This is a genomic window from Herbiconiux sp. VKM Ac-2851 (genome assembly GCF_013205105.1).
In the GTDB taxonomy this organism is placed as follows: domain Bacteria; phylum Actinomycetota; class Actinomycetes; order Actinomycetales; family Microbacteriaceae; genus Herbiconiux; species Herbiconiux flava.
The window spans coordinates 921,952-945,206 of record NZ_JABMLJ010000003.1; the positions used below are offsets into that span (position 1 = coordinate 921,952).

Consider the following 23,255-nt stretch of genomic DNA (forward strand, 5'->3'; position numbering starts at 1 on the left):
CGGTGCCCGGGCCGGTTCAGGGCCGGTTCGGGTTCGGCGACGGGGCCGGTGCCGGGCTCGATGTCGGTGGTCGTCGCTAGGCTCGGAGCATGAGCTCCGCGGCATCGATCGACACCCCAGGCGGGGGAGCGATCGAGGCCAGCCCGCCCATCCTGCACGTCGACATGGATGCGTTCTTCGCCTCGGTCGAGCTGCTCTCGCATCCCGAGCTGAAGGGCAAGCCGGTCATCGTCGGCGGCCACTCGCCCCGCTCGGTCGTCACGAGCGCCACCTACGAGGCCCGCGCCTTCGGGGTGCACTCCGCCATGCCCGTGGGCAACGCCCTGCGCCTGTGCCCCAAGGCCGTCGTGCTCGAGCCGCACATGCACCTCTACCGCGAGTACTCGCGGCAGGTGATGGCGCTGTTCCGGGAGGTCACGCCGCTCGTCGAGCCGCTCAGCATCGACGAGGCGTTCCTCGACGTCTCGGGCGCGCGGCGGCTGCTCGGCGAGTCCGACGTCATCGCGCAGAACCTGCGGGCCCGTGTGCTGGCGGAGACCGGGCTGCCCTGCTCGGTGGGCGTGGCGCCCACGAAGTTCATGGCGAAGCTCGCCTCGGGGCGGGCCAAGCCCGACGGCATGCTGGTCATCCGCCCCTCGGAGCTCGTCGCGTACCTGCGGCCGCTGCCCGTGCGGGCACTCTGGGGAGTGGGCGCGAAGACGGCCGAGCAGCTCGAGCGGCTGGGCCTCCGCACGGTCGCCGACATCGCCGACACCCCTCTCGATGCGCTGGTGCGGGCCGTGGGGGAGGCCACCGGATCCAAGCTGCACGAGCTCGCCCAGGGTATCGACACCCGCTCCGTCGTGCCGGCGAGCCAGGAGAAGAGCGTCGGCCACGAGCGCACCTTCGACGTCGACGAGCGGTCGACCGAGGTGCTGAAGCGGGAGCTGCTGCACCAGGCGAGCCGCGTCGCCGTGCGCCTGCGCGCCGCCGGGCTGATGGGTCGCACGGTCTCGCTCAAGCTGCGCTTCAGCGACTTCACCACCATCACGCGCTCACGCACCCTCGGCGAGCCCACCGATCTCGGCCGCCGCATCTACGAGGAGGCGGTCGCGATCTTCGACGCGGTGGGGTTGCGCGGCGAGGCCATCCGCCTCATCGGCGTGCGGGTCGAGCAGCTCTCCGAAGCCGACGGCACGATGCACCAGCCCGCGCTCTGGGTCGACGAGACGGTGCCCTCCGAGGGCTGGCGCGAGGCCGAGCTCACGATCGACCGCGTCACGGCCCGCTTCGGCACCGACATGGTGCGCCCGGCCTCGCTCGTGCGCGCCCCCAAGTCGGGCGAGACCGCCGACCGCAACGGCACCCGCTCCTAGCGGGGTCGTGCACCGGGGCGGGCGCACGCCTGCCGACCGCGACGGCACCCGCAGCTAGCGCCGCGGGGCCCCGGGGCCGCGTCGCGGTCGGCGGCGAGACCTACTTCTGCCGCGCCACCACGACCGAGCGCGGCGCCACGCCCGCCGGCCGCCCCGCCGCCTCGTCGGGCGTCGTGGCCGACGGCCCGTGCAGCACCGCGTGCGAGTCGAACAGCACGTCCCCGGCCAGCGGTGCCACCTGCGCCACTGTGCCCGCGTCGAGCCGCGCGTCGCCGAGGTTCACGATCACGACGATGGACGGCCGCGACAGCACCAGCCACCGCGCCTCCTCATCGAACTCGACGTTCACGTCGGCGAGCGTCAGCGACGACCCCGCCGGCAGCGTGCGACGGATCGCCGCGAGCCGCCGGTAGACCTCGAGCACCCCGGCGTGCGACGGCTCACCGAGCTCGCTCCAGTCGAGCTTCGAGTTCTCGAACGTGGCCGGATCCTGCGGGTCGGGCACGATCGACGGGTCCCAGCCGTGCTTCGAGAACTCCTCGATCCGGCCCTTGGCGGTGGCCTCGCCGAGGTCGGGCTCGGGGTGCGAGGTGAAGAACTGCCACGGAGTCGACGCGCCCCACTCCTCGCCCATGAACAGCATCGGCGTGAACGGCCCGAGCAGCGTCAGTGCGGCCGCGATGGCGAGCCGGTCGGGTTCGAGCGTCGCCGTGATGCGGTCGCCGGTCGCCCGGTTGCCGATCTGGTCGTGGTTCTGCGACGCCACGACGAGCCGCCACGGAGCCGTGGTCGCGCGGTCCAGCTGCACGCCGTGCTCCTTCTCCCGGAAGCTCGAGTACGTCCCGTCGTGGAAGAACCCGCGCGTCAGCACCTTCGCGAGCGCCCCCACCGAGTCGAAGTCGGCGTAGTAGCCCGCCGTCTCCCCCGTCAGGTTCACGTGCACCGCGTGGTGGAAGTCGTCGCTCCACTGCCCGTCGAGCCCGTACCCGGTTCCCTGGGCATCGGCGGCGCGCGGGTCGCCGTCGCGCGGCAGGAACATCACGGGGTCGTTGAGGTCGCTCTCCGCGACCACGAGCCGCTTCACTCCGGTCGACGCCGACAGAGCGTCGGCCTCGGCGGCCAGCTCGGCCAGCAGGTGCGTCGGGCTGTCGTCGACCAGCGCGTGCACCGCATCCAGTCGCAGCCCGTCGACGTGGTAGTCGCGCAGCCACATCTGCGCGTTGTCGAGAATGAACCGGCGCACCTCGGCCGAGCCCTCCTGGTCGAGGTTGACCGAGACGCCCCAGGTGTTCTTGTGCGCGTCGCTGAGGTAGGGCCCGTACAGCGGGAGGTAGTTCCCGCTCGGCCCGAGGTGGTTGTAGACCACGTCCTGGATGACCGCGAGACCGGCCGCGTGGCACGCGTCGACGAAGCGGCGGTACGCGTCCGGCCCGCCGTAGCCTTCGTGCACGGTGAACCATGCCACCCCGTCGTAGCCCCAGTTGTGCGTGCCGTTGAACCCGTTCACGGGCAGCAGCTCGATGTGGGTCACCCCGATCGAGCGCAGGTGCTCCAGCTTGTCGGGCGCCGAGGCCGCGGCCAGCGTGCCCTCGGGCGTGAACGTTCCGACGTGCAGCTCGTAGATCTCGGCGCTGTCGATCGGCAGGCCGGTCCAGTCGCCGTCGTGCCACTCGAACGACGAGGGGTCGTCGGTGCGCGACAGGCCGTGCACGCCCTCGGGCTGGCGGCGCGAGCGCGGGTCGGGGTAGGGGCCCTCACCGTCGAGCAGATAGCCGTAGTCGACCCCGGGCATCCATTCGGCCTCGTCGGCCGGGCTCCACCAGCCGTCGCCGTCCACGGTCATCGGATGCGCGGCCCGCTTGTTTCCGTCGGCGAGCACCAGCTCGACCTTCGTGGCGCGGGGCGCCCAGACGCGGTAGTCGTTCTCGGTCATGATTCGATCCTCTGCAGCAGGGCGACGGGGTAGGTGCCGAGCAGCTCGGCCAGCCGCACCGAGCCGTCGCGGTAGAGCCGGCCGGTCAGCGCGTCGGCGTAGCCGTTCCGCGCCTCGGGCAGCTCGAGGGTGGTGTCGTCCCAGCCGCCGTGCCGGGCGAGCCCGATCGGCAGCCGGGTGACGACGGTGATCGCGCCGCCGCGGTCGAAGGCGACCGCGTGACGGGCGGCCGAGCCGCGCGGCTCGAGCGGCGTGTAGCCCTCGAACAGCTCGGGACGGTCGCGGCGCAGCGTCAGCGCCGAGGTGGTGACGAGCAGCTTCACGGCGCCCGTGTCGTCGGCGCCCTCCTCGAGCACCGGCGGCTCCCCGGCCTGGATGTCGGCGAGCAGCGACGCCCGCAGCTCGTAGTCGACCTCGCGCCGGTTGTCGGGATCGACGAGCGAGAGGTCCCACAGCTCGGAGCCCTGGTAGACGTCGGGCATGCCGGTCATGGTCAGCTGCACCAGCTTCTCGCCGAGGGAGTTGGAGCGGCCGGCGCCCTCCACTGCGGCCACCGCGCTCGCCACGAGGCCGGCCGTGATCTCGTCGTCGTAGACGGCGTCGATGGCGGCGGCCATCCGCTTCTCGAATTCCTCGTCCACGTCGAGCCAGGCCGTCGTGTTCCCCGCTTCGCGCGAGGCCTTGGTGGCGTAGGCCTGCGCGCGCTCACGGCTGATCGGCCACGCCCCGACGATCGCCTGCCAGAGCAGGTTCTCGAGCGGTCCGTCGCCGAGCGGGTGCCGCGAGCGCAGCTTCTCCAGCGTGCCGGCCCAGCCGTCGGGGATCTCGGCCAGCGCCGTGATGCGGGCCCGCACGTCCTCCGAGCGCTTCGTGTCGTGCGTCGAGAGCGTGGTCATGGAGTGCGGCAGCGTCTCGAGCCGGCGCTTCTGCTCGGCGTGGAACCGCTCGGGGCTCCAGCTGAAGTCGTCGGGGTCGGCGCCCACCTCGGTGAGACTCGTCAGCCGCGTGAAACGGTAGAACGCGCAGTCCTCCACGCCCTTCGCCATCACCATGCCCGAGGTCTGCTGGAACCGGATGCTCGGGGCGGTGCCCGCGCGTCCGAGCACCTCGTCGACCTCCCGCAGCACGGCGTCGAGGTCGGGGCGGTGGCTCAGCGCGAGCTGCAGCGCCTCGTCGAGGTGCTCGCGGCCGGCGGGGAGGTAGGAGCGGTAGACGGGGAAGCACGCCAGGAGCTCGGCGAGAGCATCCTGAACCACCGTCTTGTCGGTGGGCGTCGGGAGCCCGCCCGCGCGCTCGATGTCACGGGCGAGGCGGCGCACCTCGGCCTGCAGGATGCCGTCGGCCACGTCGCGCTTGGTGTCGTGGATCATCGCGCGGTAGCGGTCGGCGGCGGAGCCCTCGGCAGTGAACCCGTCGCCGTCGCTCTCGCGCAGGGCGATGTCGAGTCGGTCGAGCCCCTCCTCGCCGGAGGGGTCGACGAACAGGCGGTCGATGCCGGCCAGCGCGTCGTAGCCCGTGGTGCCGGCCGAGTGCCAGGACGGCTCGAGCGGCTCGTCGCCCTCGAGGATCTTCTCGATCAGGATGTACGCGCCACCGGTCAGCTCACTGAGCCGGTCGATGTACCCGCCCGGGTCGGCGAGTCCGTCGGGGTGGTCGACCCGCAGCCCGTCGACGAGCCCCTCGCGGAACCAGCGGCCGATCTCGGCGTGCGACTCGTCGAACACCCACGGTTCCTCGACCCGGATGGCGGCGAGCGTCGACACGGCGAAGAAACGCCGGTAGTTCAGGTCGGTGCCCTCGCGGCGCCAGTTCACCAGTTCGTAGCTCTGGCGGGCGTGGACGGTCTGCGCATCCGCCCCGTCGTCGGCCGTGCCGGGTGCCACGGGGTAGCGGTTGTCGTAGTAGGCGAGGATCGTGCGGTCGTCCTCGAGGGTGAGCGCGTCGAGCGAGTCGTCGCCGAGCACGGGAAGCAGGAGGCGCCCGCCGCCGGCCTCCCAGTCGATGTCGAAGGCCTCGGCGTAGCGGCTCTCGCGGCCGTTTCGCAGCAGGTCCCACCACCACGGGTTCTGCGACGGCGTCGCGACGCCGACGTGGTTCGGCACGATGTCGACGACCACGCCCAGCCCGGCGTCGTGGGCCGCCTGGGAGAGCTCGCGGAGGCCCTCCTCGCCGCCCCGCGACACGTCGATGCGGGAGTGATCGGTGACGTCGTAGCCGTGCTGCGAGCCCTCCTCCGCCTGGAGGATGGGGGAGAGGTAGACCCAGTCGACGCCGAGGCGCTTCAGGTAGGGCACCAGCCGGGCGGCATGCTGCAGAGTGAAGTCGGAGGTGAGCTGGAAGCGATAGGTCGAACGGGGGGTGCGCATCCGCTGCCCTCTTTCTGCGTGATGGTCGGCTGGTGCCCTCCCTTACCTACACCACGGTGGGAGTGATCGGAATGGCCTGGGTGGTGGTGTCGGCCTGTGCTGTCAGCGAGGCGGCGACCGAATGGTCGGGCTCCGTCTCGGGTTCCTGGTGAACGCGCAGCACCACCATCGATCGTGCCCTGACGTTGACCCGGCCGCCAGCGACGAACACCTGGGAATCCGCCGCCTCGCCGGCCGTGTCGATCACGGCGTCCCACGATTCGCTGTACTCGGCGGAGGGCAGGGCGAACTGCTCGTCCTCGTCGTGGGCGTTGAAGTAGATCAGGAAGTTGACATCGCTGAGGCGCTGGCCTCGCGGGTCGCGCCCGCGGATGCCCTGGCCGTTCAGGAACAGGCCCACCGAGCGCGAGAGCCCGGAGTCCCAGTCCTCCGGCGACATCTCGACGGCATCCGCGGTCAGCCAGACGATGTCGGGCAGGGGCTCGCCCGCCCCGCGGCGCACCGGGCGGCCGTCGAAGAAGCGGCTGCGCCGGAAGGTCGGATGCTCCTTCCGCAGCCGGAGCACGGCCGCCGTGAAGTCGATCAGCGGCTGGTCCTCCTGGTCCCAGTGGATCCAGGTCAGCGGCGAGTCCTGCGCGTAGGTGTTGTTGTTGCCGAGCTGGGTGCGGCCGAGCTCGTCGCCGTGCAGCAGCATCGGCACGCCCTGGCTGAGCAGCAGGGTGGCGATGAAGTTGCGCTGCTGGCGTGCCCGGAGGCCGAGCACCTTCGGGTCGTCGGTCGGGCCCTCGACACCGCTGTTCCAGGAGCGGTTGTGCGATTCGCCGTCGTTGTTGTCCTCGCCGTTGGCGTCGTTGTGCTTCTCGTTGTAGCTGACGAGGTCGCGCAGGGTGAAGCCGTCGTGGGCGGTGACGAAGTTGATGCTCGCCACCGGGCGACGGCCGGAGTGCTCGTAGAGGTCGGCGCTGCCGGTGAAGCGGCTGGCGAACTCGCCCAGGGTGCTGGGCTCGCCCCGCCAGAAGTCGCGCACGGTGTCGCGGTACTTGCCGTTCCACTCCGTCCACTGGGGCGGGAAGTTGCCCACCTGGTAGCCGCCGGGGCCGACGTCCCAGGGCTCGGCGATGAGCTTCACCTGCGAGACCACCGGGTCCTGCTGCACGAGCTCGAAGAAGGTCGACAGGCGATCGACGTCGTAGAACTCGCGGGCGAGCGCGCTGGCGAGGTCGAAGCGGAAGCCGTCGACGTGCATCTCGGTCACCCAGTAGCGCAGCGAGTCCATGATCAACTGCAGCGAGTGCGGGTGGCGCACGTTCAGGGTGTTGCCGGTGCCCGTGTAGTCCATGTAGTAGCGCAGGTCGTCCTCGACCAGGCGGTAGTACGCGCCGTTGTCGATGCCGCGGAACGACAGCGTCGGGCCCAGGTGGTTGCCCTCGGCGGTGTGGTTGTAGACCACGTCGAGGATGACCTCGATGCCCGCCGCGTGCAGCGACTTCACCATGCCCTTGAACTCCTGCACCTGCTGACCGCGGTCGCCCGTGGAGGAGTAGGAGTTGTGCGGCGCGAAGAAGCCGATCGTGTTGTAGCCCCAGTAGTTGCTGAGGCCCTTGTCGAGCAGCACGCTGTCGTTCACGAACTGATGCACCGGCATCAGCTCGATCGCGGTCACGCCGAGCTTCTTCAGGTGCTCGATGATGGCCGGATGCGCGACCGCCGCGTAGGTGCCCCGCTGCTCCTCGGGGATGGCCGGGTGCAGCTCGGTGAGGCCCTTCACGTGGGCCTCGTAGATGACCGACTCGCTGTACGGGATGCCGAGCTTGCGGTCGCCCGACCAGTCGAAGAAGGGGTTGATCACGACGCCGAGCGTCATGTGCGGGGCGCTGTCCTCGTCGTTGATCGAGTCGGGGTCGCCGAAGTTGTACGAGAAGAGCGACTGGTCCCAGTCGATCTCGCCGGCCGTGGCCTTGGCGTAGGGGTCGAGCAGCAGCTTGTTCGGGTTGCAGCGCTGACCGGTCTTCGGGTCGTACTCGCCGTGGACGCGGTAGCCGTAGCGCTGACCGGGCTGCACCTGGGGGAGGTAGGCGTGCCAGACGTAGGCATCGACCTCGAACAGCTCGACCCGGGTCTCGGCGCCGGCGTCGTCGAAGAGGCACAGCTCGACGCGCTCGGCCGCTTCGCTGAACAGCGCGAAGTTCGTTCCGCTGCCGTCGTAGGTGGCTCCGAGCGGGTAGGCGGATCCTGGCCAGGACTGCATCTGGTCTCCTCATGGGTGGTGATGGTGGTGACGTCGTGCGGGGTCGGCCCTTACCGTACCGGGTTCTCGCCGTGCCTCCACATCGGCCGAGCTCTCCTCCCGCTCTGTACCCGCGCCCGCGTGCGCGGTAGCGTTGCCGCATGGCCGACCTCGTGGAATCCCTGACCGACTCCCTCAAGAAGCTGGGCATCGACGCCGCCTACGGCGCCCCCGTCGAGATCGACGGCTCGACGATCGTGCCCGTCGCGCTCGCCTGGTCGGGCTTCGGCGGAGGCACGGGCAACGCCTCTTCGCCCGGCACCGTCACCGAGCGCATCGCCGCGGGTGACGCCGGCGGCGAGGGCTTCGGGGGCGGCGGGGCGACGATCCCGATCGGCGCCTACGTCGCGTCGAACGGCACCGCGGTGTTCCAGCCGAACGTGGTGGCGCTCGCCGCGGTCGCGATCCCCCTCGTCTGGACCACGGGCCACGCCCTGGCCCGCATCATCCGCGCCCTCAAGAAGTAGCCCGCCCCGACTTGGCCCTTCCCGTCCTTCACCGCGCGTTTTAGAACGGCTAGGGCCAACTCGATTCCGGATGCGCGGCGAGGGCAGCGCGGACGAGGCGCACGGCCTCGGGCAGGCCGGCCCTCGTGAGGGCCAGGCGGAGGCGCGACTCCTGCGGCGAGTCGGATCCCTCGCGCACGAGCTCCGCGGCCCGACGGGCGAGGGTCGCCCCGCGACCTCGGCACTCGCGGCTCCGCTGGACCAGTTCGTCGACCGTGCAGAACGGCCGGCGGAGATCGTCCCGCCGGGCCGGGATGCGCACCAGGTGGTCACCAGCCACCACCAGTTCGTCCAGCGTCGACCCGCCTGCGAGCTGTAGCCACGCCGACACGGGGTCGACGACGGGAAGACCTCCGACGGTGCTCCGGGCAAAGGCCTGGCAGAGCGCCATCAGGTCGCCTGGCGAGGCGGGGGCACGGACGCCTCGGAATGGGACATCGAGGTCGCTTCCCAGCAGCCGGCTCTCGCCGACGCCCGCCGAGAGTGCCTCACCGAGGGCGAAAGGCCTCGAGGTGAGGTGGGGCGGGAGGTCGATGCGGTGGGCCACGACCCGATGATGCCGCGCCCACGTGGCCCGGAGGGGGTTATCCACAGGGGCGGGGCGGGTGCCTATACTGGGGGCACACGGGAGTCCGGTGAGCCGGGCTGAGAGGAAGGTTCTCAACCTTCGACCGTCGAACCTGATCTGGATCATGCCAGCGCAGGGAGGCATCTCACGGTGCGACGGCTCCAGCCGTACGCCCGACCCGTGCCCCTTCCACCGAATGAAAGGGCACGATCAGTGCATTCCACCATCAGCAAGCCCGCGGCCGCCGCCGCGACCCGCCCCCGCCCTACGCTGAAGTGGCGGGTGGTCGACATCGTCATCGCCAGCGTCATCGGCGTCGCCGCCGGACTCATCTTCTGGGTCTGGAACCTCACCTACTCGCCCTTCAGTGCCGGCCTCGAAGCCGTGCTCCCGGGCCTCCAGTCGGCGATCGGCGGCGTGTGGCTCTTCGCCGGCGTGCTCGGCGGCCTGATCATCCGGAAGCCCGGCGCCGCCATCTACACCGAGCTCGTCGCGGCCACCGTGTCGGCGCTCGTCGGCACCCAGTGGGGCGTGCTCACGCTCGAGGCCGGGCTCGTGCAGGGCCTCGGCGCCGAGCTCGTGTTCGCGCTGTTCCTCTACGGCAACTACCGCGTCTACGTCGCCGTGCTCGCGGGCGCCGGCGCCGGCCTCGCCATGGGCATCAACGACATCGTGCTCTGGTACCCGGCGCTCGGCGGCGACTTCAAGACGATCTACGTGATCGCCGCGGTCGTCGGCGCCTCGATCGTCGCCGGGCTGCTGTCGTGGCTGATCGTGCGGGCGCTCGCGTCGACCGGGGCGCTCAACCGCTTCGCCGCCGGTCGCGAGGTGACGGCGCGAGAGGCGTCGGCCCGGGCGTGACGCGGGTGACTCGGGTGGCGCGCGGTGAGCGTTCGGGGCCGCTGGGTGCGGTTCCGGATGCTCGTGCCGAGCCGTCCGGGCCGGCCGAGGTGGCCGCCGCCGCCGCTGCGCGGGCCACCGCTCCGGCCGCCGCCCCGCGCGGTGCCGAGCTGCGGGCCGAGGGGTGGGGCTGGCGCCACGCCGGACGCTCCGAGTGGGCCGCCCGCGGCCTCGATCTCGTGATCGAGCCGGGGGAGCGGGTGCTGTTGCTCGGCGCGTCCGGGGCGGGCAAGTCGACTCTCGTGCACGCCTTCGCGGGCGTGCTCGGCGGATCCGACGAGGGCGAGCAGGAGGGCTCCCTCACCGTGGGCGGCCGGCTCCCCGCCGAGTCCCGCGGCCGCACGGGTCTCGTGCTGCAGGACCCCGACTCCCAGGTCGCCCTCGCCCGCATCGGCGACGACATCGCCTTCGGCTGCGAGAATCTCGGCGTTCCGCGCGAGGAGATCTGGCACCGGGTCGGCGAGGCGATGACGGCCGTCGGCCTCGACCTTCCGCTCGACCGCCCGACCTCGGCGCTCTCAGGCGGGCAGAAGCAGCGCGTGGCGCTCGCCGGCGTGCTGGCGATGCGTCCCGAGGTCGTGCTCCTCGACGAGCCGACAGCCAATCTCGATCCCGCGGGCGTCTCCGAGGTGCGGGATGCCGTCGCCGCCGTCGTCCGCGCCTCGAACGCCACCTTCGTCGTGATCGAGCACCGCGTCGACGTCTGGCTCGACGTCGTCGACCGCGTGATCGTGCTCGAGCCCGGTAGGGGCGTACTCGCCGACGGAGCTCCGGCCACGGTGCTCCGCGAGCGCGGCGCCGAGCTCGCGCGTGGCGGCGTCTGGGTGCCGGGCTTCGACCCGCTCGAGGGGCGACCGGCTCGGGTGGCGCCCACCTCGGCGACGGATGCTCGGCCCACCCTGCTCGCGACCACCGACCTCGCCGTCGGCCGCACCCCGGCGACCGTCGCCGCCCGTGGACTCGACCTCGAGGTCGCCCGCGCGTCGGCTCTGGCGCTCACCGGCCCGAACGGAGCCGGCAAGTCGACCCTCGCCCTCACGATCGCGGGCCTGCTCGAACCCGTCGCGGGAACCCTCCGCGCCCTCCCGACGCTCACGGGCGACCCGGCGAGCGACGCTCCGTCCTCGTCCGAGACGGCGGTCGCCGAGCCCGGGACCGCGCGGGCGGCTCGGAGACACCGCCGCGCCGTGCGGCGTGCGCGCCGGTGGGGCGGGGTGGGCGGGAGGCCGCTCGGCGAGCATCCGTTCGCCTGGCCCTCACGCGAGCTGCTCACCCGGATCGGGACGGTGTTCCAGGATCCCGAGCACCAGTTCGTGGCCGGGACCGTGCGCGGCGAGCTCGAGGTGGCGCTGAAGGCGCTGCGGCTCGACGCCACCGAGATCGACGCGCGGGTGGCCGAGGTCGCGGGGCGGCTGCGACTCGACGGGCTGCTCTCGGCCAACCCGTACACGCTCTCGGGCGGCGAGAAGCGGCGGCTGTCGGTGGCGTCGGTACTCGTCGCGCGGCCCGCCGTGCTGGTGCTCGACGAGCCGACCTTCGGTCAGGACTCCCGCACCTGGGCCGAGCTCGTGCGCCTGCTCGGCGAGCAGCTCGACCGGGGCACAGCCGTGGTCGCGGTGACCCACGACCGCGCCTTCATCGCCGCCCTCGCCGACCGCGAGCTCGAGGTCAGGCCGGCCGAACGGAGCGACTCGTGAGCGTGCTGACCCCGGTGCGCGGCACAGGTCGCATCTACGCGGTGAACCCGGTGGCGAAGCTGGCGGCGTCGCTGCTGCTGAGCCTGTTCCTGCTCGTGACGGTCGACTGGGTGTCGGCGCTCGTGGCGCTGGCGCTGGAGAGCGTGCTGTTCGTCTGGGCCGGGCTCGGGCCGCGGGCGTTCTTCCGGCGCACGGCCGCGATCTGGATCGCCGCGCCGCTGGCCGGCGTCACCACCGTGCTCTACGGGCTGCCGTCGGGCACGGCGTACTTCGAGTTCGGGCTGATCCACGTCACGGAGGGCTCGGTTCAGCTCGCGCTCGCGTCGGCGCTACGCATCCTCGCGATCGGACTGCCGGCCGTCGTGCTGTTCGCGACCATCGACCCGACCGACCTCGCCGACGGGCTCGCCCAGGTCGCGAAGCTGCCCAGCCGTTTCGTGCTCGGGGCACTCGCCGCGCTGCGGCTCGTGGGGCTGTTCCTCGACGATTGGCGCCAGCTCGAGCTCGCCCGGCGGGCGCGGGGCATCGGCGACACCGGCCGCCTCCGCCGCTTCCTCAACCAGGCGTTCGCGCTGCTGGTGCTGTCGCTCCGGCGCGGCAGCAAGCTCGCGACGGCGATGGAGGCCCGCGGCTTCGGCGGCAGCACGGTGCGCACGTGGGCGAGACCGTCGCGGTTCGGGGCGCGCGACTGGATGCTCGTGCTGATCGGCCTCGCGATCGGAGCGGTGGCGCTCGGCACCTCGATCGCCACCGGTTCCGTCAACTTCGTGCTCGGGTGAGGGGCGGGCGATGACGGTGATCCTGATCGACGGGCCGAGCGGCTCGGGCAAGACCGTGCTGGCTGAGCGGATGCGCGCCGGCTGGGTCGGCGGAGACCATCCGACCCTGGTGCATCTCGACGACATGTACCCCGGCTGGGACGGGCTCGAAGCGGCGAGCGCACTGCTCGTGTCCGAGCTGCTGGAGCCGCTGCGCGCCGGACGGCCCGCGGGGTGGCGGCGCTGGGACTGGGCGGCGGACACGGCGGCGGAGTGGCACGGGGTCGACCCCGCGCATCCGCTCATCGTGGAGGGCTGCGGGGCGATGAGCCGCCGGGCCGTGGAGCTGGCCGATCTGACGGTGTGGGTCGAGGCCGACGAGGTGGAGCGGAAGCGCCGGGCGCTCGAACGCGACGGCGAGCTCTACGCGCGGGAGTGGGAGCGGTGGGACGCGCAGTGGCGCGGCTTCGTAGCCCGCGAGCAGCCGCGCGCGGCGGCGACGTTCGTCGTGCCGACCTGAGTCGTCTGCTCCGCCTTGGGCCGAGCGACGTCGAGCTGGGGACGGGCCCGAGTGCCGGCACGGGCTCGGGTGCCGGCCGGGCCACGCTCTGGCCCCGGGTCAGCCGAAGCGGGAGGCGATGAAGGCCTCGATGACCGGTACGGGATGGGTGAGGCGCCAGATGGGGCCCGGGTCGCCGATGCGGCCGTCGAGCTCGAGCAGCACGTTCAGCGGGCCGTCGGGTGTGGTGACCGTGACGCTGCCGATCTGCTCGCCCTTCGAGCCGGTGCTGAGCGACTTGGCGTCGACGTCGTACCGGAGCGGCGAGGTGGCCCAGAGCATGCGGCTCTCGGTGCCCATGGCGACGCCGTTCGCGCTCTCGCCCCAGGCGGTGCTGTAGGTGACGAAGCTCTGCCCCTCGGTGACGACGGGGGTGGCGCGCACCGTGCTCGCCGCCGTCTCGGTGAGGGTGGTGAGGTCGGCGTCGAGCGTCTCCCAGTCGGGTTCGCGGAGGAACGCGCCGTAGAGGCGCACCGTGCCCTCGGCCCCGGCGGGGGTGACGTCGAGCGCGAAGAGCACGCAGACGCCCGCCTCGTCGGTGTAGCTGCGGGAGAGCATCGTGTAGCCCTCGTCGGCGGCGTAGGCGGCCAGGTTCTCGACCGAGCGGTTGCCGTTCACCGTGACGCTCTCGCTCGCCATGATCTCGGCGAGAGCCGGTTCGGCGCCGGCCAGTGCCGCGATCTGAGCGAGGTCGGATGCGCTGCCGACGTCGCCCTCGGCGAGCCCGGTGGCGTCGACGAGCTGCACGCTCGCGAACCCCTTCTCGCTCAGCCACGCCTCCGCGGCCTCGAGGTAGCCGTCCATCGAGCCGAAGGCCCAGCGCGCCAGCGCGTCGGCGTGGTTGTTGCTGGAGCCGAGGAGCATGGCCTCGAGCATCTGGCGCTGGGTCCACTGCTCGCCCGCGATGAACGAGATGGCGCGGGCCCGCTCGCTGAGGTACTGCACGTAGGAGGCGTAGTCGTCGGCCGAGACGGTGACCTGCTCGCCGGCGGCGCCCGAGGCCAGCGGCTTGGCGTCGAGCACGACGAGCGCCGTGATGATCTTCGCCGTGCCGCCGAGGGGCACCGCCTCGGCGATGCCGCCCGAGGCCAGCACGCCGTCGGACTTCTCGGCGACGATGGCGCTCGCGCCGGTCTGCGGCACGGTGGGCGCTCCGGTGGTGCCCGACTCGGCGCCGGTGTCGGCGACGGAGGCCGTCGCGGCGGGCAGCGGGCCGACCAGCGTCGCCGGGCCGTAGACGCCGACCGCGAGGATGACGAACACGCCGACGACGATCACGACGGCGCGGAGAGCCTTGCGCGCGGGGGATGCTGCCATGGCATCAGGCTAGGGGCGACCGCCGACAGTGCCCGGGAGGGACGCGGGCGTGCGGGTCACAATGTGCTGTGAAGCCGCTGGACCTGGAGAGCGGCTCAGCCCCAGCCGAGTTCGTGCAGCTTCTCGTCGTCGATACCGTAGTAATGGGCGATCTCGTGCACGAGGGTGACGTGCACCTGGTCGCGCAGCTCCTCGACGTCGTCGCAGATGGCGAGCAGCGGCTCGCGATAGAGCGTGATGCGGTCGGGCATCTCGCCGAAGCCGTACTGGCCGCGCTCGGTGACCGCGACGCCGTCATAGAGGCCCAGCAGGTCGAGGCTGCCGTCCTCGGGCCGGTCGTCGACCACGAAGACCACGTTGTCGAGCCCGTCGAGCATGTCGTCGGGCAGCTGGTCGAGTTCGTCGCCCACGAGCGCCTCGAAGTCGTCGGCGGTCATCTCGAGCATCCGGAGCCCCGTTCATGGTGCGGAAGGAGGCCGGGCAGCCAGCGACCTGCGTGGAGTGACGATGGGGGATACGACGATGGCCCGGCGTGAACCGGGCCATCGTGACGGCTCTCGCCGCCGGTGGGGTGAATAACGGGACTCGAACCCGCGACATCCGGCACCACAAGCCAGCGCTCTACCAACTGAGCTATATCCACCATGCGCCCCGTGATCGAGATCGTGGGGCAACGACAAACGAGTCTATTACATATTGGAGCCGAAGTCGCGCACGACGTCGGCGGAGATGGTCTTGAGCTCGACCGAGGTCGGCCCGGGCTCCTGGATGAAGACGGCCTTGCGGTAGTACTCGAGCTCACGGATGGACTCGAGGATGTCGGCGAGGGCGCGGTGCCCGCCGGCCTTCTCGGGCGCGTTGAAGTAGACGCGGGGGAACCAGCGGCGGGCCAGCTCCTTGATCGACGAGACGTCGATGCTGCGGTAGTGCAGGTGGCCGTCAACCCGCGGCATGAACTTGGCGAGGAACATGCGGTCGGTGCCGATGGTGTTGCCCGCGAGCGGCGCCGACTCTGCGGCCGGTACGTGCTTCAGGATGTACTCGAGCACCTGGTACTCGGCGTCGGCGAGGCTGACGCCGTGCGGGATCTCGTCGGCGAGGCCGCTGGTGGCGTGCATGTTCGTGACGAAGTCGTTCATGTGCTCGAGCGCGGAGTCGTCGGGCTTGATGACGATGCTGAAACCCGGGTCGACGAGGTTGAGGTCGAAGTCGGTGACGACCACCGCGACCTCGACCAGCTCGTCGACCTCGAGGTCGAGCCCCGTCATCTCGCAGTCGATCCACACGAGACGGTCTGAGGAAGAACTCATGCGAGAAGTCTAGGGCCGGGCGCCGACACCGGGCGGGCCGACCCCCGCCCCGTGGCGCCTTCTAGACTGGCGGCGATGACTACCGCACTCGCCGTCCTGCTGTTCGTGAACGCCGCCTTCAACGTGATCGTGTGGCCGCAGTTCTACAAGCGGGTGAGCCGCGACGCGCGGGCCCGCGATGCGGCGGGCAAGCCGACGACGTTCCTGATCGTGCACGCGGTGCTGATCGCGATCGCTCTGGTGATCGCCGTGGTGTCGGTGATCGCGGGGATCGCGGCTCTCGCCGGGGCCTGAGCTCGTCGCTCGGGCCGGGGAGGACGGGTCGCTCGCTAGTCGGCCCGGTCGGGCCGGTCGGCCCGGTGCGCCGGTCGCCGACTGATGTGCCCCTGGCTGGATTCGAACCAGCGACAAACGGATTAGAAGGCCGGTGCTCTATCCACTGAGCTACAGGGGCGACCCGAAAAGCGTACTACCTTCGCCGGGTCGCCCCCGGGCGGGCTCAGTCGGTGGAGCCGGCGCGCGGCGGAAACGCGTGCACCGGCGGCGGCACGTCACCCGAGGCGCGTGCGTCATCGCCCGGGTCGACGGTGTTCTCGAGGGTGCCGAGCGGCGAGGCTGCCCCACGCGGCCCGGCGGCGATCGGCTTGCGAGGAGCCATTCCGCGGGAGCCCGTGCCCGACGCGACCTGCTGCACGATGGGGCGCGGCTCGTGGGTCGGCGCGAGGGGCGACGAGGGCATGATCGGCGTGGCCTGGGTCGGCACGTCGGTGTAGTCGGGGCGAGCGGATGCCGTGGGCGCCGAGTTCGACGCCGCGGAACGCTGCTCGGGCCGGCCCTGCGCCGCGTCGGGGCGGGCGAACTGCTCGTGGTGCTGCTGGGCGACCCACTCGTCCTGCTTGGAGGCGAGCTCGGACTCCTTCGTGGAGTCGGCCGCGGCCCAGCGCTCGAGGTCGGCCTGGAACAGGCGCTTGGAACGAGCCGGACGCTGCTGCCACTCGATCAGCCGGTCGCGGAACTCGATCACGGCGGGCTCGATGCGGTAGCCGAAGGTGGCGGACTCGCGCTTCATCTCGGCGAGGCAGTGCGCGGCCCAGTTGGCGGCGACGTCGGAGCCCTTGATCGGCAGCAGGCGCACCTGGATGTCGGCCTGGCCGCTCGCGCGGTCGGAGAGGATCTGCTCCTGCGGCGTGAGGGAGTTCCACACCGAGGCCTGCTCGGCGGCGTCGATGAGTGCGGCGATGGCGGAGATCTTCAGCTCGCGGTCGTGCTTGGCGAGCAGGCGCTTCACCGAGGAGTGCGCGATCCAGGCGGCGAGGAGGCCGGCCACGATGATCGCGGCGGCCGGGAGCACCAGATTCGAGACGACGTATTCACCATCGGCGGACGAGAACCACCGGACGAGACCATTCCACCATTCCATGAGCGGCACGATACCCGCGGCTCAGCCGCACGACGGGGCGACGAGCCGGTGTCGCCGGGATCGGATCGATCGGACGTCGTCGGCTGTCGGGATGGCGGCGGCACGCGCATCCGCCCCCCTGCTCAGCGGAGGCACTCGACCGCTTCCGCCCGCTGCCAGAACTCGCCCACGTCGCCGACGCGGCCGGAGGAGTAGAGCCGCCGGGCGCGGAACCGCGGACCCTGCGGATCGGCGACCTCTTCGACGTAGCCGAGCACGATGCCCGAGGTGGCGGTGACGCGCCAGTAGCCGTCGCGCACGCGGTGCACGGCGGGGGCGCTGAGCGTTTGTATCGACATGACTGCACGCTACGGGCGACCACCGACATCGGCCGCGGCACTGCCGGCCGTGGCCGGCCGTAGAATCCCGTCATGGAAACTTTCGTTGTCGCTGGAGGCTGCTTCTGGTGCCTCGACGCCGTCTACCGCACCCTCGAGGGCGTGCAGGACGTGGTGTCGGGCTACACGGGCGGCTCCGTCCCGAACCCGAGCTACGAAGAGGTCTGCACCGGCACCACGGGCCAGGCCGAGGCCGTGGCCGTGACCTTCGACCCGGCCGTCATCCCGGCCGAGGTGATCCTCGACGTGTTCTTCACGCTGCACGACCCGCGCCAGTTGAACCGCCAGGGCAACGACGTCGGCACGCAGTACCGCTCGGCGATGTTCTACGATGGGGAGGAGCAGAAGGCGCTGTTCGAGGCGGCCCTCGAGCGCGCCTCCGAGCTCTGGGACGGCGGGATCGTCACCACGCTCGAGCCGCTCGGCGAGTTCTACCGTGCCGAGGAGTACCACCAGGACTTCTTCGCCAAGAACCCCGGCCAGGGCTACTGCATGGCCGTCGCGCTGCCGAAGGTGAACAAGGTGCGGAAGGCGTACGCGAAGTACATCAAGGCCGCCTAGCCACTTCTCCTGCACTTCCTGCTCCGGCCGGGGCCCTGTCCACAGATGGGGCCCCGGCCGTTTCTCGTGCGCCCCGCCGCCGCAGACTCGGGGCACGGGTCACCCACGACGGTGACCCACACGACGGTGATCACCCACGGCGGTGATCACTCACGACAGAAGGAGCACGACATGTCCGACACCATGACCCTCACCGGAGTCGTCGCGACGGCGCCGCGGCACATCACCACGAACGCCGGCCTCGACATCACCAGTTTCCGGCTGGCCTCGAGCCAGCGGCGCTTCGATCGCGAGCGGCAGAAGTGGGTCGAGACCGACACCAACTGGTACACGGTGACCGGGTTCCGGCAGCTGGCGCAGAACATGGCCGCGTCGATCGAGCAGGGGCAGCGCGTCGTCGTGTCCGGGCGGGTGCGCATCCGGCCCTGGGAGAACGCGGAGCGTTCCGGCACCACCATCGAGATCGAGGCCGACGCGCTCGGGCACGACCTCGGCTGGGGAACGGCCGTCTGGGCGCGTGTCTCGCCGGCGGGCTCGGCTTCCGGTCCGGGTGCGGGTTCGGGTTCGGTCGGTGGCGGTGCGGGCGACACGTGGGTGCACGACGCGCTCGCGGCGGGCCTCGAGCCGGCGGGCGGGCTGCGCGACCCGCAGCACGGGCAAGGGGTTCCGGATGCTCGGGAGCCCGCCATGGCGTCCACGGCAGCCGAGGAGCCCGTCGACGCGGGCCTCCCGTTCTGATCGAGCGGTTCTGGCCGGGCGGGTGGCGGAGTCCACCCGAGACCGTGCCGATCGAGCGCGCTCGGGCTGCGGTGGGGGCGCGCGGTGGGAGACGGCAGGCGCGGCGGTCTCTCAGGCGACCGGGCTCGCGACCGCATACACTCGTGTCGGTCTCACGGGCCCGGGCGGGATGGTGCCGTGATCGAGAGGATTGTAGGAGCGATGCAGACGAGACGAGCCGGAGCGCCGGCCCGGAGCGCCGGGGCGCCGGAGGAGCGGCCTGCGACGGCGGGCGGGGCAGTGCGGCGGTGGAGCGCTGCGGTCGTGGTGCCCGTGGCGCTGCTGGGGCTCCTGAGCGCGTGCACGCCCGAGGCCGAGCCGGCGCCGTCGGCGAGCGCGGCGCCGTCGGTCACGGCGGCACCCACCGAGACCGCGCCGGCGCCGGTGGCGCTGAACCCGGAGGGGTCGGCCGCCGACAACAAGGCGTTCTTCGACCAGGTGAACCAGGCGCTCGTGGCGGGCAACCCGGCCGCCGGGGGAGTGGAGTTCACGAGCAACCTGCGCACGAACGGCTTCGACATCGCCGCGATGCAGGTGACGCCCGACATCACGACGGTGGGGGTCGCGGCCGACTCGATCCAGTTCTCGGTGCTGTGGAAGAACGAGTGCCTGATCGGGCAGTACGGCCACGGCGCCTACACGAGCACGATCGCGCCGGTGCTCGGCACCGGCCAGTGCCTGATCGGTCAGACCCGCGCCATAGACTGGTAAGCATGGCCGAATACATTTACTCGATGGTGCGCGCCCGCAAAGCGGTGGGCGACAAGCTGATCCTCGACGACGTCACGATGGCATTCCTGCCCGGGGCGAAGATCGGTGTCGTCGGCCCGAACGGCGCCGGTAAGTCGACCATCCTCAAGATCATGGCGGGGCTCGACACCCCCTCGAACGGTGAGGCCAAGCTGACGCCGGGCTTCACCGTGGGCATCCTGATGCAGGAGCCCGAGCTCGACGAGACGAAGACCGTGCTCGAGAACGTGCAGGAGGGCGTCGGCCCGATCAAGGGCAAGATCGACCGCTTCAACGAGATCAGCGCGCTGATGGCCGAGCCCGACGCCGACTTCGACGCGCTGCTGGAGGAGATGGGCACCCTGCAGGAGGCCATCGACGCCGCCGACGCGTGGGACCTCGACTCCCAGCTCGAGCAGGCGATGGACGCCTTGCGCACCCCGCCCGCCGACTCGCCGGTCGCCAACCTCTCCGGTGGTGAGAAGCGCCGCGTCGCGCTCTGCAAGCTGCTGCTGCAGAAGCCCGACCTGCTGCTGCTCGACGAGCCCACCAACCACCTCGACGCCGAGAGCGTGCTCTGGCTCGAGCAGCACCTGAAGCAGTACCACGGCGCCGTGCTCGCCGTCACCCACGACCGGTACTTCCTCGACCACGTGGCCGAGTGGATCGCCGAGGTCGACCGCGGTCGCCTCTACCCCTACGAGGGCAACTACTCGACCTACCTCGAGAAGAAGCGCGAGCGTCTCGCGGTGCAGGGCAAGAAGGACGCCAAGCTCTCCAAGCGTCTGTCCGAGGAGCTCGACTGGGTGCGCAGCAACGCCAAGGGCCGTCAGGCGAAGTCGAAGGCCCGCCTGGCCCGCTACGAGGAGATGGTCACCGAGGCCGAGCGCACCAAGAAGCTCGACTTCGAGGAGATCCAGATTCCCGTCGGTCCCCGACTCGGCTCGCAGGTGATCGACGCCAAGAAGCTCCGCAAGGGGTTCGGTGAGCGCGTGCTCATCGACAACCTCTCGTTCACCCTCCCGCGCAACGGCATCGTCGGCGTGATCGGCCCGAACGGCGTCGGCAAGTCGACCCTGTTCAAGACCATCGTGGGCCTCGAGCCGCTCGACGGCGGAGATCTGAAGATCGGCGAGACGGTCGACATCTCCTACGTCGACCAGTCGCGTGGCGGCATCGATCCGAACAAGACGCTGTTCGAGGTGGTCTCCGACGGCTTCGACTACATCCAGGTCGGCAAGACCGAGATCCCGTCCCGCGCCTACGTCGGCACCTTCGGCTTCAAGGGCCCCGACCAGCAGAAGAAGGCCGGGGTGCTCTCCGGTGGTGAGCGCAACCGCCTGAACCTCGCGCTCACGCTCAAGCAGGGCGGCAACCTGCTGCTGCTCGACGAGCCCACCAACGACCTCGACGTCGAGACCCTGTCGAGCCTCGAGAACGCGCTGCTCGAGTTCCCCGGCTGCGCCGTGGTCATCACGCACGACCGGTGGTTCCTCGACCGCATCGCGACGCACATCCTCGCCTACGAGGGCACCGAGGACGACCCGGCGAACTGGTACTGGTTCGAGGGCAACTTCGAGGCCTACGAGGAGAACAAGATCGAGCGCCTCGGGGCCGACGCCGCGAAGCCGAGTCGCACCACGTACCGCAAGCTCACCCGCGACTAGGCGAGCGATGCGGCTGCACGTCCCGATCCAGCTGCGCTGGAGCGACCTCGACGCGTACGGGCACGTCAACAACGCCTCGATGCTGAAGATCCTCGAGGAGGCACGCGTCTTCGCCTTCTGGGTCGACGGCGACATCGCCGACCCGCACCAGGCGCAGTGGTCGACGGCGGTGATCGACGCGGGGCCGCAGGCCGACACGAAGAGCGTGATCTCCCGGCAGGAGATCGAGTACGTCACGTCGATGCCGTACATCCGCCAGCCGATCGACGTCGAGCTGTGGATCGGGCATCTCGGTGGGGCGAGCCTCGACGTGTACTACGAGGTGAAGAGCCCGCTCGGCGTCGAGCCGCGGGTCACCTACGTCAAGGCATCGACCACCCTGGTGCTCGTGGACGCGGCCATCGACCGACCGCGCCGCATGCACCCGCACGAGCGGGCCGCGTGGGAGCCCTACCTCGACGAGCCCCTCACCTTCCGCCGCCGCGCCTGAGGCACGACCAAATCCACCGGCGCGCCGTCAGTCCTTGACGCGGACCATGCCCTCCTGCGCCACCGACGCGATGAGGCGGCCGCCGAGGTCGTAGATGCGCCCGAGCGCGAGCCCGCGCCCGCCGCTCGCGCTCGGCGAGCTCTGCGTGTACAGCAGCCACTCGTCGGCCCGGGCGAAGCGGTGCCACCACATCGCGTGGTCGAGGCTCGCCATCTTCAGGTCGGGTCGCGCCCACGACACCCCGTGCCGCCGCATCACGGACTCCAGGATCGTGTAGTCGCTCGCGTAGACGAGCGCGGCACGGTGCAGAGCGGGGTCGTCGGGCAGGGTGCCGAGCGAGCGGATCCACACGGCCTGCCGCGCCTCCCGCTCGCCCTCCACGCTGAAGTAGATCGGGTTCGGCACGTGCCGCATGTCGAAGGCGCGCTCCCGGGCCCAGGTGCGCGCCACCGGATGGTCGACCGCCGAGAGCACCTCGACCGCGCTCGGCAGCTCCTCGGGGCCGGGAAGATCGGCGGGCATCTCGATCTGGTGCTCCAGCCCGGAGTCCGCCGTCTGGAACGACAGGATGGCCGAGAGGATCGGCACGCCGTTCTGGTAGGCCTGCGCGCGCCGGGTGGTGAACGAGCGGCCGTCGTGGATGCGGTCGACCGCGAAGGTGATGTCGGCCGAGGCGTCGCCCGGCCGCAGGAAGTAGCCGTGCAGCGAGTGCACCGCCCGGTCGTCGTCGACCGTGCGCGTGGCGGCGATCAGCGACTGCGCCAGCACCTGGCCCCCGAAGACGCGGCCGTTGGGCATCGACTGCGAGGGGCCGGTGAAGATGTCCTCGGTCGTGCGGGCGCCGGTGTCGACGAGGTCGAGGGTGGTGAGGAAGCCCGCTAGCGCGTCTGACACGATCTCTCCCGGGGGTTCAGGCTGGTGCGAACGCGAGCGGAATGCGTGCGCATCCGTCGCTGTGAAGTAGTTTAGACAGCACAGATGGTCCAGTCCTTCACGCTCATCGACGCCGCGTCGCTCGGCGATCTCAAGGTGTACCTCGGCCGCGCCGCCCGGGTCGAGCCCGGTTCGGCGCGCCTGCTCGGCAGCCTCGGGGTGCTCGCCGTGTACACGCCGACCCTCACGCCGAAGGGCCTGCTCGACCGGGCGCCGACCGTGCTCGGTCTCCGCACCTTCGCCCTGAACAGCCCCGAGCCGTTCGACACAGTGGTGCCGATCCGATCGCTGCTGGATCGTCTGGCGCAGCTCTCGGTGATGAGCAACGCGGCCGAGGGGCCGCTCGAGGTTCCGCTGCCTCCGGGGGAGCAGGGCGTGGCCTGGGCGGGCATCAGTCCCCCGCGCGGCGGCTGGGAGGCGGCCGGCGCCGTTCCGGGCGAGCTGCTCGAGGCGGCGACCCGCGAGGGCGTGGCCGAGGTGGCCGCCGCCGTGCCCGACAACACCGGCGAGCAGCTCGTGCACAAGGTGCGCTCCGAGGTGTGGGGCCGAGACCTCGACGTGCTGCCCGAGCTCGAGCCGCGCATCCCGGCCGGTGCCGCGTTCAGCGCCGTGAGCCTCGGCTTCGTCAGGCCGGATGACGCCGTGTCGGTCTACCGCTCAGGTTCCTGGCTGCGCCTCACGACCCGCCGCGGTCACGTCCTCGTGCGCCGCTGACACCAGCCGCGCCCGGCACGAAGCGCCCTAC

The 23,255-nt window shown here is 71.3% G+C and carries 23 protein-coding genes, 2 tRNA genes and 1 riboswitch; of the genes, 13 read left to right on the forward strand and 12 right to left on the reverse strand.

Annotated elements, in window-relative coordinates:
* Nucleotides 1–89 precede the first annotated feature (89 nt).
* On the forward strand, nucleotides 90–1,355 hold the full coding sequence (locus HQQ85_RS17600; protein WP_173183779.1) for a DNA polymerase IV: 1,266 nt from the start codon (nucleotides 90–92) through the stop codon (nucleotides 1,353–1,355).
* A gap of 100 nt (nucleotides 1,356–1,455) precedes the next feature.
* Here HQQ85_RS17600 and treZ read toward each other — a convergent pair whose 3' ends face one another.
* Genes treZ through glgX form a run of 3 tightly spaced genes read right to left on the reverse strand, consistent with a single transcriptional unit; the run spans nucleotide 1,456 to nucleotide 7,902 of the window.
* Entirely contained in the window at nucleotides 1,456–3,288 is a 1,833-nt protein-coding gene (gene treZ / locus HQQ85_RS17605) for a malto-oligosyltrehalose trehalohydrolase (RefSeq protein WP_173183780.1), read from the reverse strand.
* A complete protein-coding gene (gene treY / locus HQQ85_RS17610) occupies nucleotides 3,285–5,654 on the reverse strand; it encodes a malto-oligosyltrehalose synthase (protein ID WP_173183781.1) in 2,370 nt (789 codons plus the stop codon). The genes treZ and treY overlap by 4 nt, the downstream gene beginning before the upstream one ends.
* Nucleotides 5,655–5,700: 46 nt before the next feature.
* Complete coding sequence (gene glgX, locus HQQ85_RS17615) at nucleotides 5,701–7,902, reverse strand: glycogen debranching protein GlgX (RefSeq protein WP_173183782.1); 2,202 nt, start codon at nucleotides 7,900–7,902, stop codon at nucleotides 5,701–5,703.
* A gap of 140 nt (nucleotides 7,903–8,042) precedes the next feature.
* Here glgX and HQQ85_RS17620 point away from each other — a divergent pair, with 140 nt between their 5' ends.
* On the forward strand, nucleotides 8,043–8,408 hold the full coding sequence (locus HQQ85_RS17620; RefSeq protein ID WP_173183783.1) for a hypothetical protein: 366 nt from the start codon (nucleotides 8,043–8,045) through the stop codon (nucleotides 8,406–8,408).
* A 49-nt stretch (nucleotides 8,409–8,457) separates the two neighbouring features.
* Here HQQ85_RS17620 and HQQ85_RS17625 read toward each other — a convergent pair whose 3' ends face one another.
* Complete coding sequence (locus tag HQQ85_RS17625; RefSeq protein ID WP_173182975.1) at nucleotides 8,458–8,994, reverse strand: hypothetical protein; 537 nt, start codon at nucleotides 8,992–8,994, stop codon at nucleotides 8,458–8,460.
* 76 nt (nucleotides 8,995–9,070) lie between these two features.
* Nucleotides 9,071–9,171, forward strand: a riboswitch (TPP riboswitch).
* Between the two features lie 57 nt (nucleotides 9,172–9,228).
* Between HQQ85_RS17625 and HQQ85_RS20845 the strand changes: the two genes are divergently transcribed.
* From HQQ85_RS20845 to HQQ85_RS17640, 4 genes are all read left to right on the forward strand, one after another.
* Entirely contained in the window at nucleotides 9,229–9,876 is a 648-nt protein-coding gene (locus tag HQQ85_RS20845; RefSeq protein WP_271206490.1) for an ECF transporter S component, read from the forward strand.
* Between the two features lie 89 nt (nucleotides 9,877–9,965).
* A complete protein-coding gene (locus HQQ85_RS17630) occupies nucleotides 9,966–11,612 on the forward strand; it encodes an ABC transporter ATP-binding protein (protein ID WP_371741957.1) in 1,647 nt (548 codons plus the stop codon).
* Nucleotides 11,609–12,391, forward strand: a complete 783-nt coding sequence (locus tag HQQ85_RS17635; protein WP_173183785.1) for a CbiQ family ECF transporter T component — start codon at nucleotides 11,609–11,611, stop codon at nucleotides 12,389–12,391. Before HQQ85_RS17630 ends, HQQ85_RS17635 begins: the two co-directional genes overlap by 4 nt.
* A 10-nt stretch (nucleotides 12,392–12,401) precedes the next feature.
* Nucleotides 12,402–12,890 (forward strand): AAA family ATPase, encoded by a 489-nt coding sequence (locus tag HQQ85_RS17640; protein ID WP_173183786.1) that lies wholly within the window; start codon nucleotides 12,402–12,404, stop codon nucleotides 12,888–12,890.
* A gap of 99 nt (nucleotides 12,891–12,989) precedes the next feature.
* Here HQQ85_RS17640 and HQQ85_RS17645 read toward each other — a convergent pair whose 3' ends face one another.
* From HQQ85_RS17645 to orn, 4 genes are all read right to left on the reverse strand, one after another.
* On the reverse strand, nucleotides 12,990–14,246 hold the full coding sequence (locus HQQ85_RS17645) for a D-alanyl-D-alanine carboxypeptidase family protein (protein ID WP_173183787.1): 1,257 nt from the start codon (nucleotides 14,244–14,246) through the stop codon (nucleotides 12,990–12,992).
* A 95-nt stretch (nucleotides 14,247–14,341) separates the two neighbouring features.
* Entirely contained in the window at nucleotides 14,342–14,692 is a 351-nt protein-coding gene (locus HQQ85_RS17650) for a metallopeptidase family protein (protein ID WP_173183788.1), read from the reverse strand.
* A 121-nt stretch (nucleotides 14,693–14,813) separates the two neighbouring features.
* Nucleotides 14,814–14,889, reverse strand: a tRNA-His gene (locus HQQ85_RS17655).
* 46 nt (nucleotides 14,890–14,935) lie between these two features.
* The gene (orn, locus tag HQQ85_RS17660; RefSeq protein ID WP_173183789.1) at nucleotides 14,936–15,556 is read right to left on the reverse strand and encodes an oligoribonuclease; all 621 of its coding nucleotides are present in this window, start codon (nucleotides 15,554–15,556) and stop codon (nucleotides 14,936–14,938) included.
* A gap of 75 nt (nucleotides 15,557–15,631) precedes the next feature.
* Between orn and HQQ85_RS17665 the strand changes: the two genes are divergently transcribed.
* Complete coding sequence (locus tag HQQ85_RS17665; RefSeq protein WP_173183790.1) at nucleotides 15,632–15,850, forward strand: SCO4848 family membrane protein; 219 nt, start codon at nucleotides 15,632–15,634, stop codon at nucleotides 15,848–15,850.
* An 87-nt stretch (nucleotides 15,851–15,937) separates the two neighbouring features.
* Here HQQ85_RS17665 and HQQ85_RS17670 read toward each other — a convergent pair.
* From HQQ85_RS17670 to HQQ85_RS17680, 3 genes are all read right to left on the reverse strand, one after another.
* A tRNA-Arg gene (locus tag HQQ85_RS17670) sits at nucleotides 15,938–16,010 on the reverse strand.
* Between the two features lie 45 nt (nucleotides 16,011–16,055).
* Entirely contained in the window at nucleotides 16,056–16,976 is a 921-nt protein-coding gene (locus HQQ85_RS17675; protein WP_173183791.1) for a hypothetical protein, read from the reverse strand.
* Between the two features lie 122 nt (nucleotides 16,977–17,098).
* Nucleotides 17,099–17,314, reverse strand: a complete 216-nt coding sequence (locus tag HQQ85_RS17680; protein WP_173183792.1) for a hypothetical protein — start codon at nucleotides 17,312–17,314, stop codon at nucleotides 17,099–17,101.
* Between the two features lie 72 nt (nucleotides 17,315–17,386).
* Between HQQ85_RS17680 and msrA the strand changes: the two genes are divergently transcribed.
* The 5 genes from msrA to HQQ85_RS17705 all read left to right on the forward strand — a co-directional run bounded on the left by msrA (nucleotide 17,387) and on the right by HQQ85_RS17705 (nucleotide 21,577).
* Nucleotides 17,387–17,914: a peptide-methionine (S)-S-oxide reductase MsrA gene (gene msrA / locus HQQ85_RS17685; protein WP_173183793.1), complete on the forward strand. Its 528-nt coding sequence runs from the start codon at nucleotides 17,387–17,389 to the stop codon at nucleotides 17,912–17,914.
* A 171-nt stretch (nucleotides 17,915–18,085) separates the two neighbouring features.
* Complete coding sequence (locus tag HQQ85_RS17690; protein WP_173183794.1) at nucleotides 18,086–18,652, forward strand: single-stranded DNA-binding protein; 567 nt, start codon at nucleotides 18,086–18,088, stop codon at nucleotides 18,650–18,652.
* Nucleotides 18,653–18,853: 201 nt separating this feature from the next.
* On the forward strand, nucleotides 18,854–19,402 hold the full coding sequence (locus HQQ85_RS17695) for a hypothetical protein (protein WP_254069484.1): 549 nt from the start codon (nucleotides 18,854–18,856) through the stop codon (nucleotides 19,400–19,402).
* Nucleotides 19,403–19,404: 2 nt separating this feature from the next.
* Nucleotides 19,405–21,087 carry an energy-dependent translational throttle protein EttA gene (gene ettA, locus HQQ85_RS17700; protein ID WP_173183795.1) on the forward strand — a complete coding sequence of 561 codons (1,683 nt, stop codon included), beginning with the start codon at nucleotides 19,405–19,407 and terminating at the stop codon, nucleotides 21,085–21,087.
* A 7-nt stretch (nucleotides 21,088–21,094) separates the two neighbouring features.
* On the forward strand, nucleotides 21,095–21,577 hold the full coding sequence (locus tag HQQ85_RS17705) for a thioesterase family protein (RefSeq protein ID WP_173183796.1): 483 nt from the start codon (nucleotides 21,095–21,097) through the stop codon (nucleotides 21,575–21,577).
* A 27-nt stretch (nucleotides 21,578–21,604) separates the two neighbouring features.
* On the opposite strand, the gene HQQ85_RS17710 is transcribed toward HQQ85_RS17705, so the two are convergent.
* Nucleotides 21,605–22,471, reverse strand: coding sequence for an acyl-CoA thioesterase (locus tag HQQ85_RS17710; protein WP_371741949.1), 867 nt, complete (start codon nucleotides 22,469–22,471; stop codon nucleotides 21,605–21,607).
* 84 nt (nucleotides 22,472–22,555) lie between these two features.
* Here HQQ85_RS17710 and HQQ85_RS17715 point away from each other — a divergent pair, with 84 nt between their 5' ends.
* Nucleotides 22,556–23,224, forward strand: a complete 669-nt coding sequence (locus HQQ85_RS17715; protein ID WP_173183797.1) for a hypothetical protein — start codon at nucleotides 22,556–22,558, stop codon at nucleotides 23,222–23,224.
* The last annotated feature ends 31 nt before the right edge of the window (nucleotides 23,225–23,255 follow it).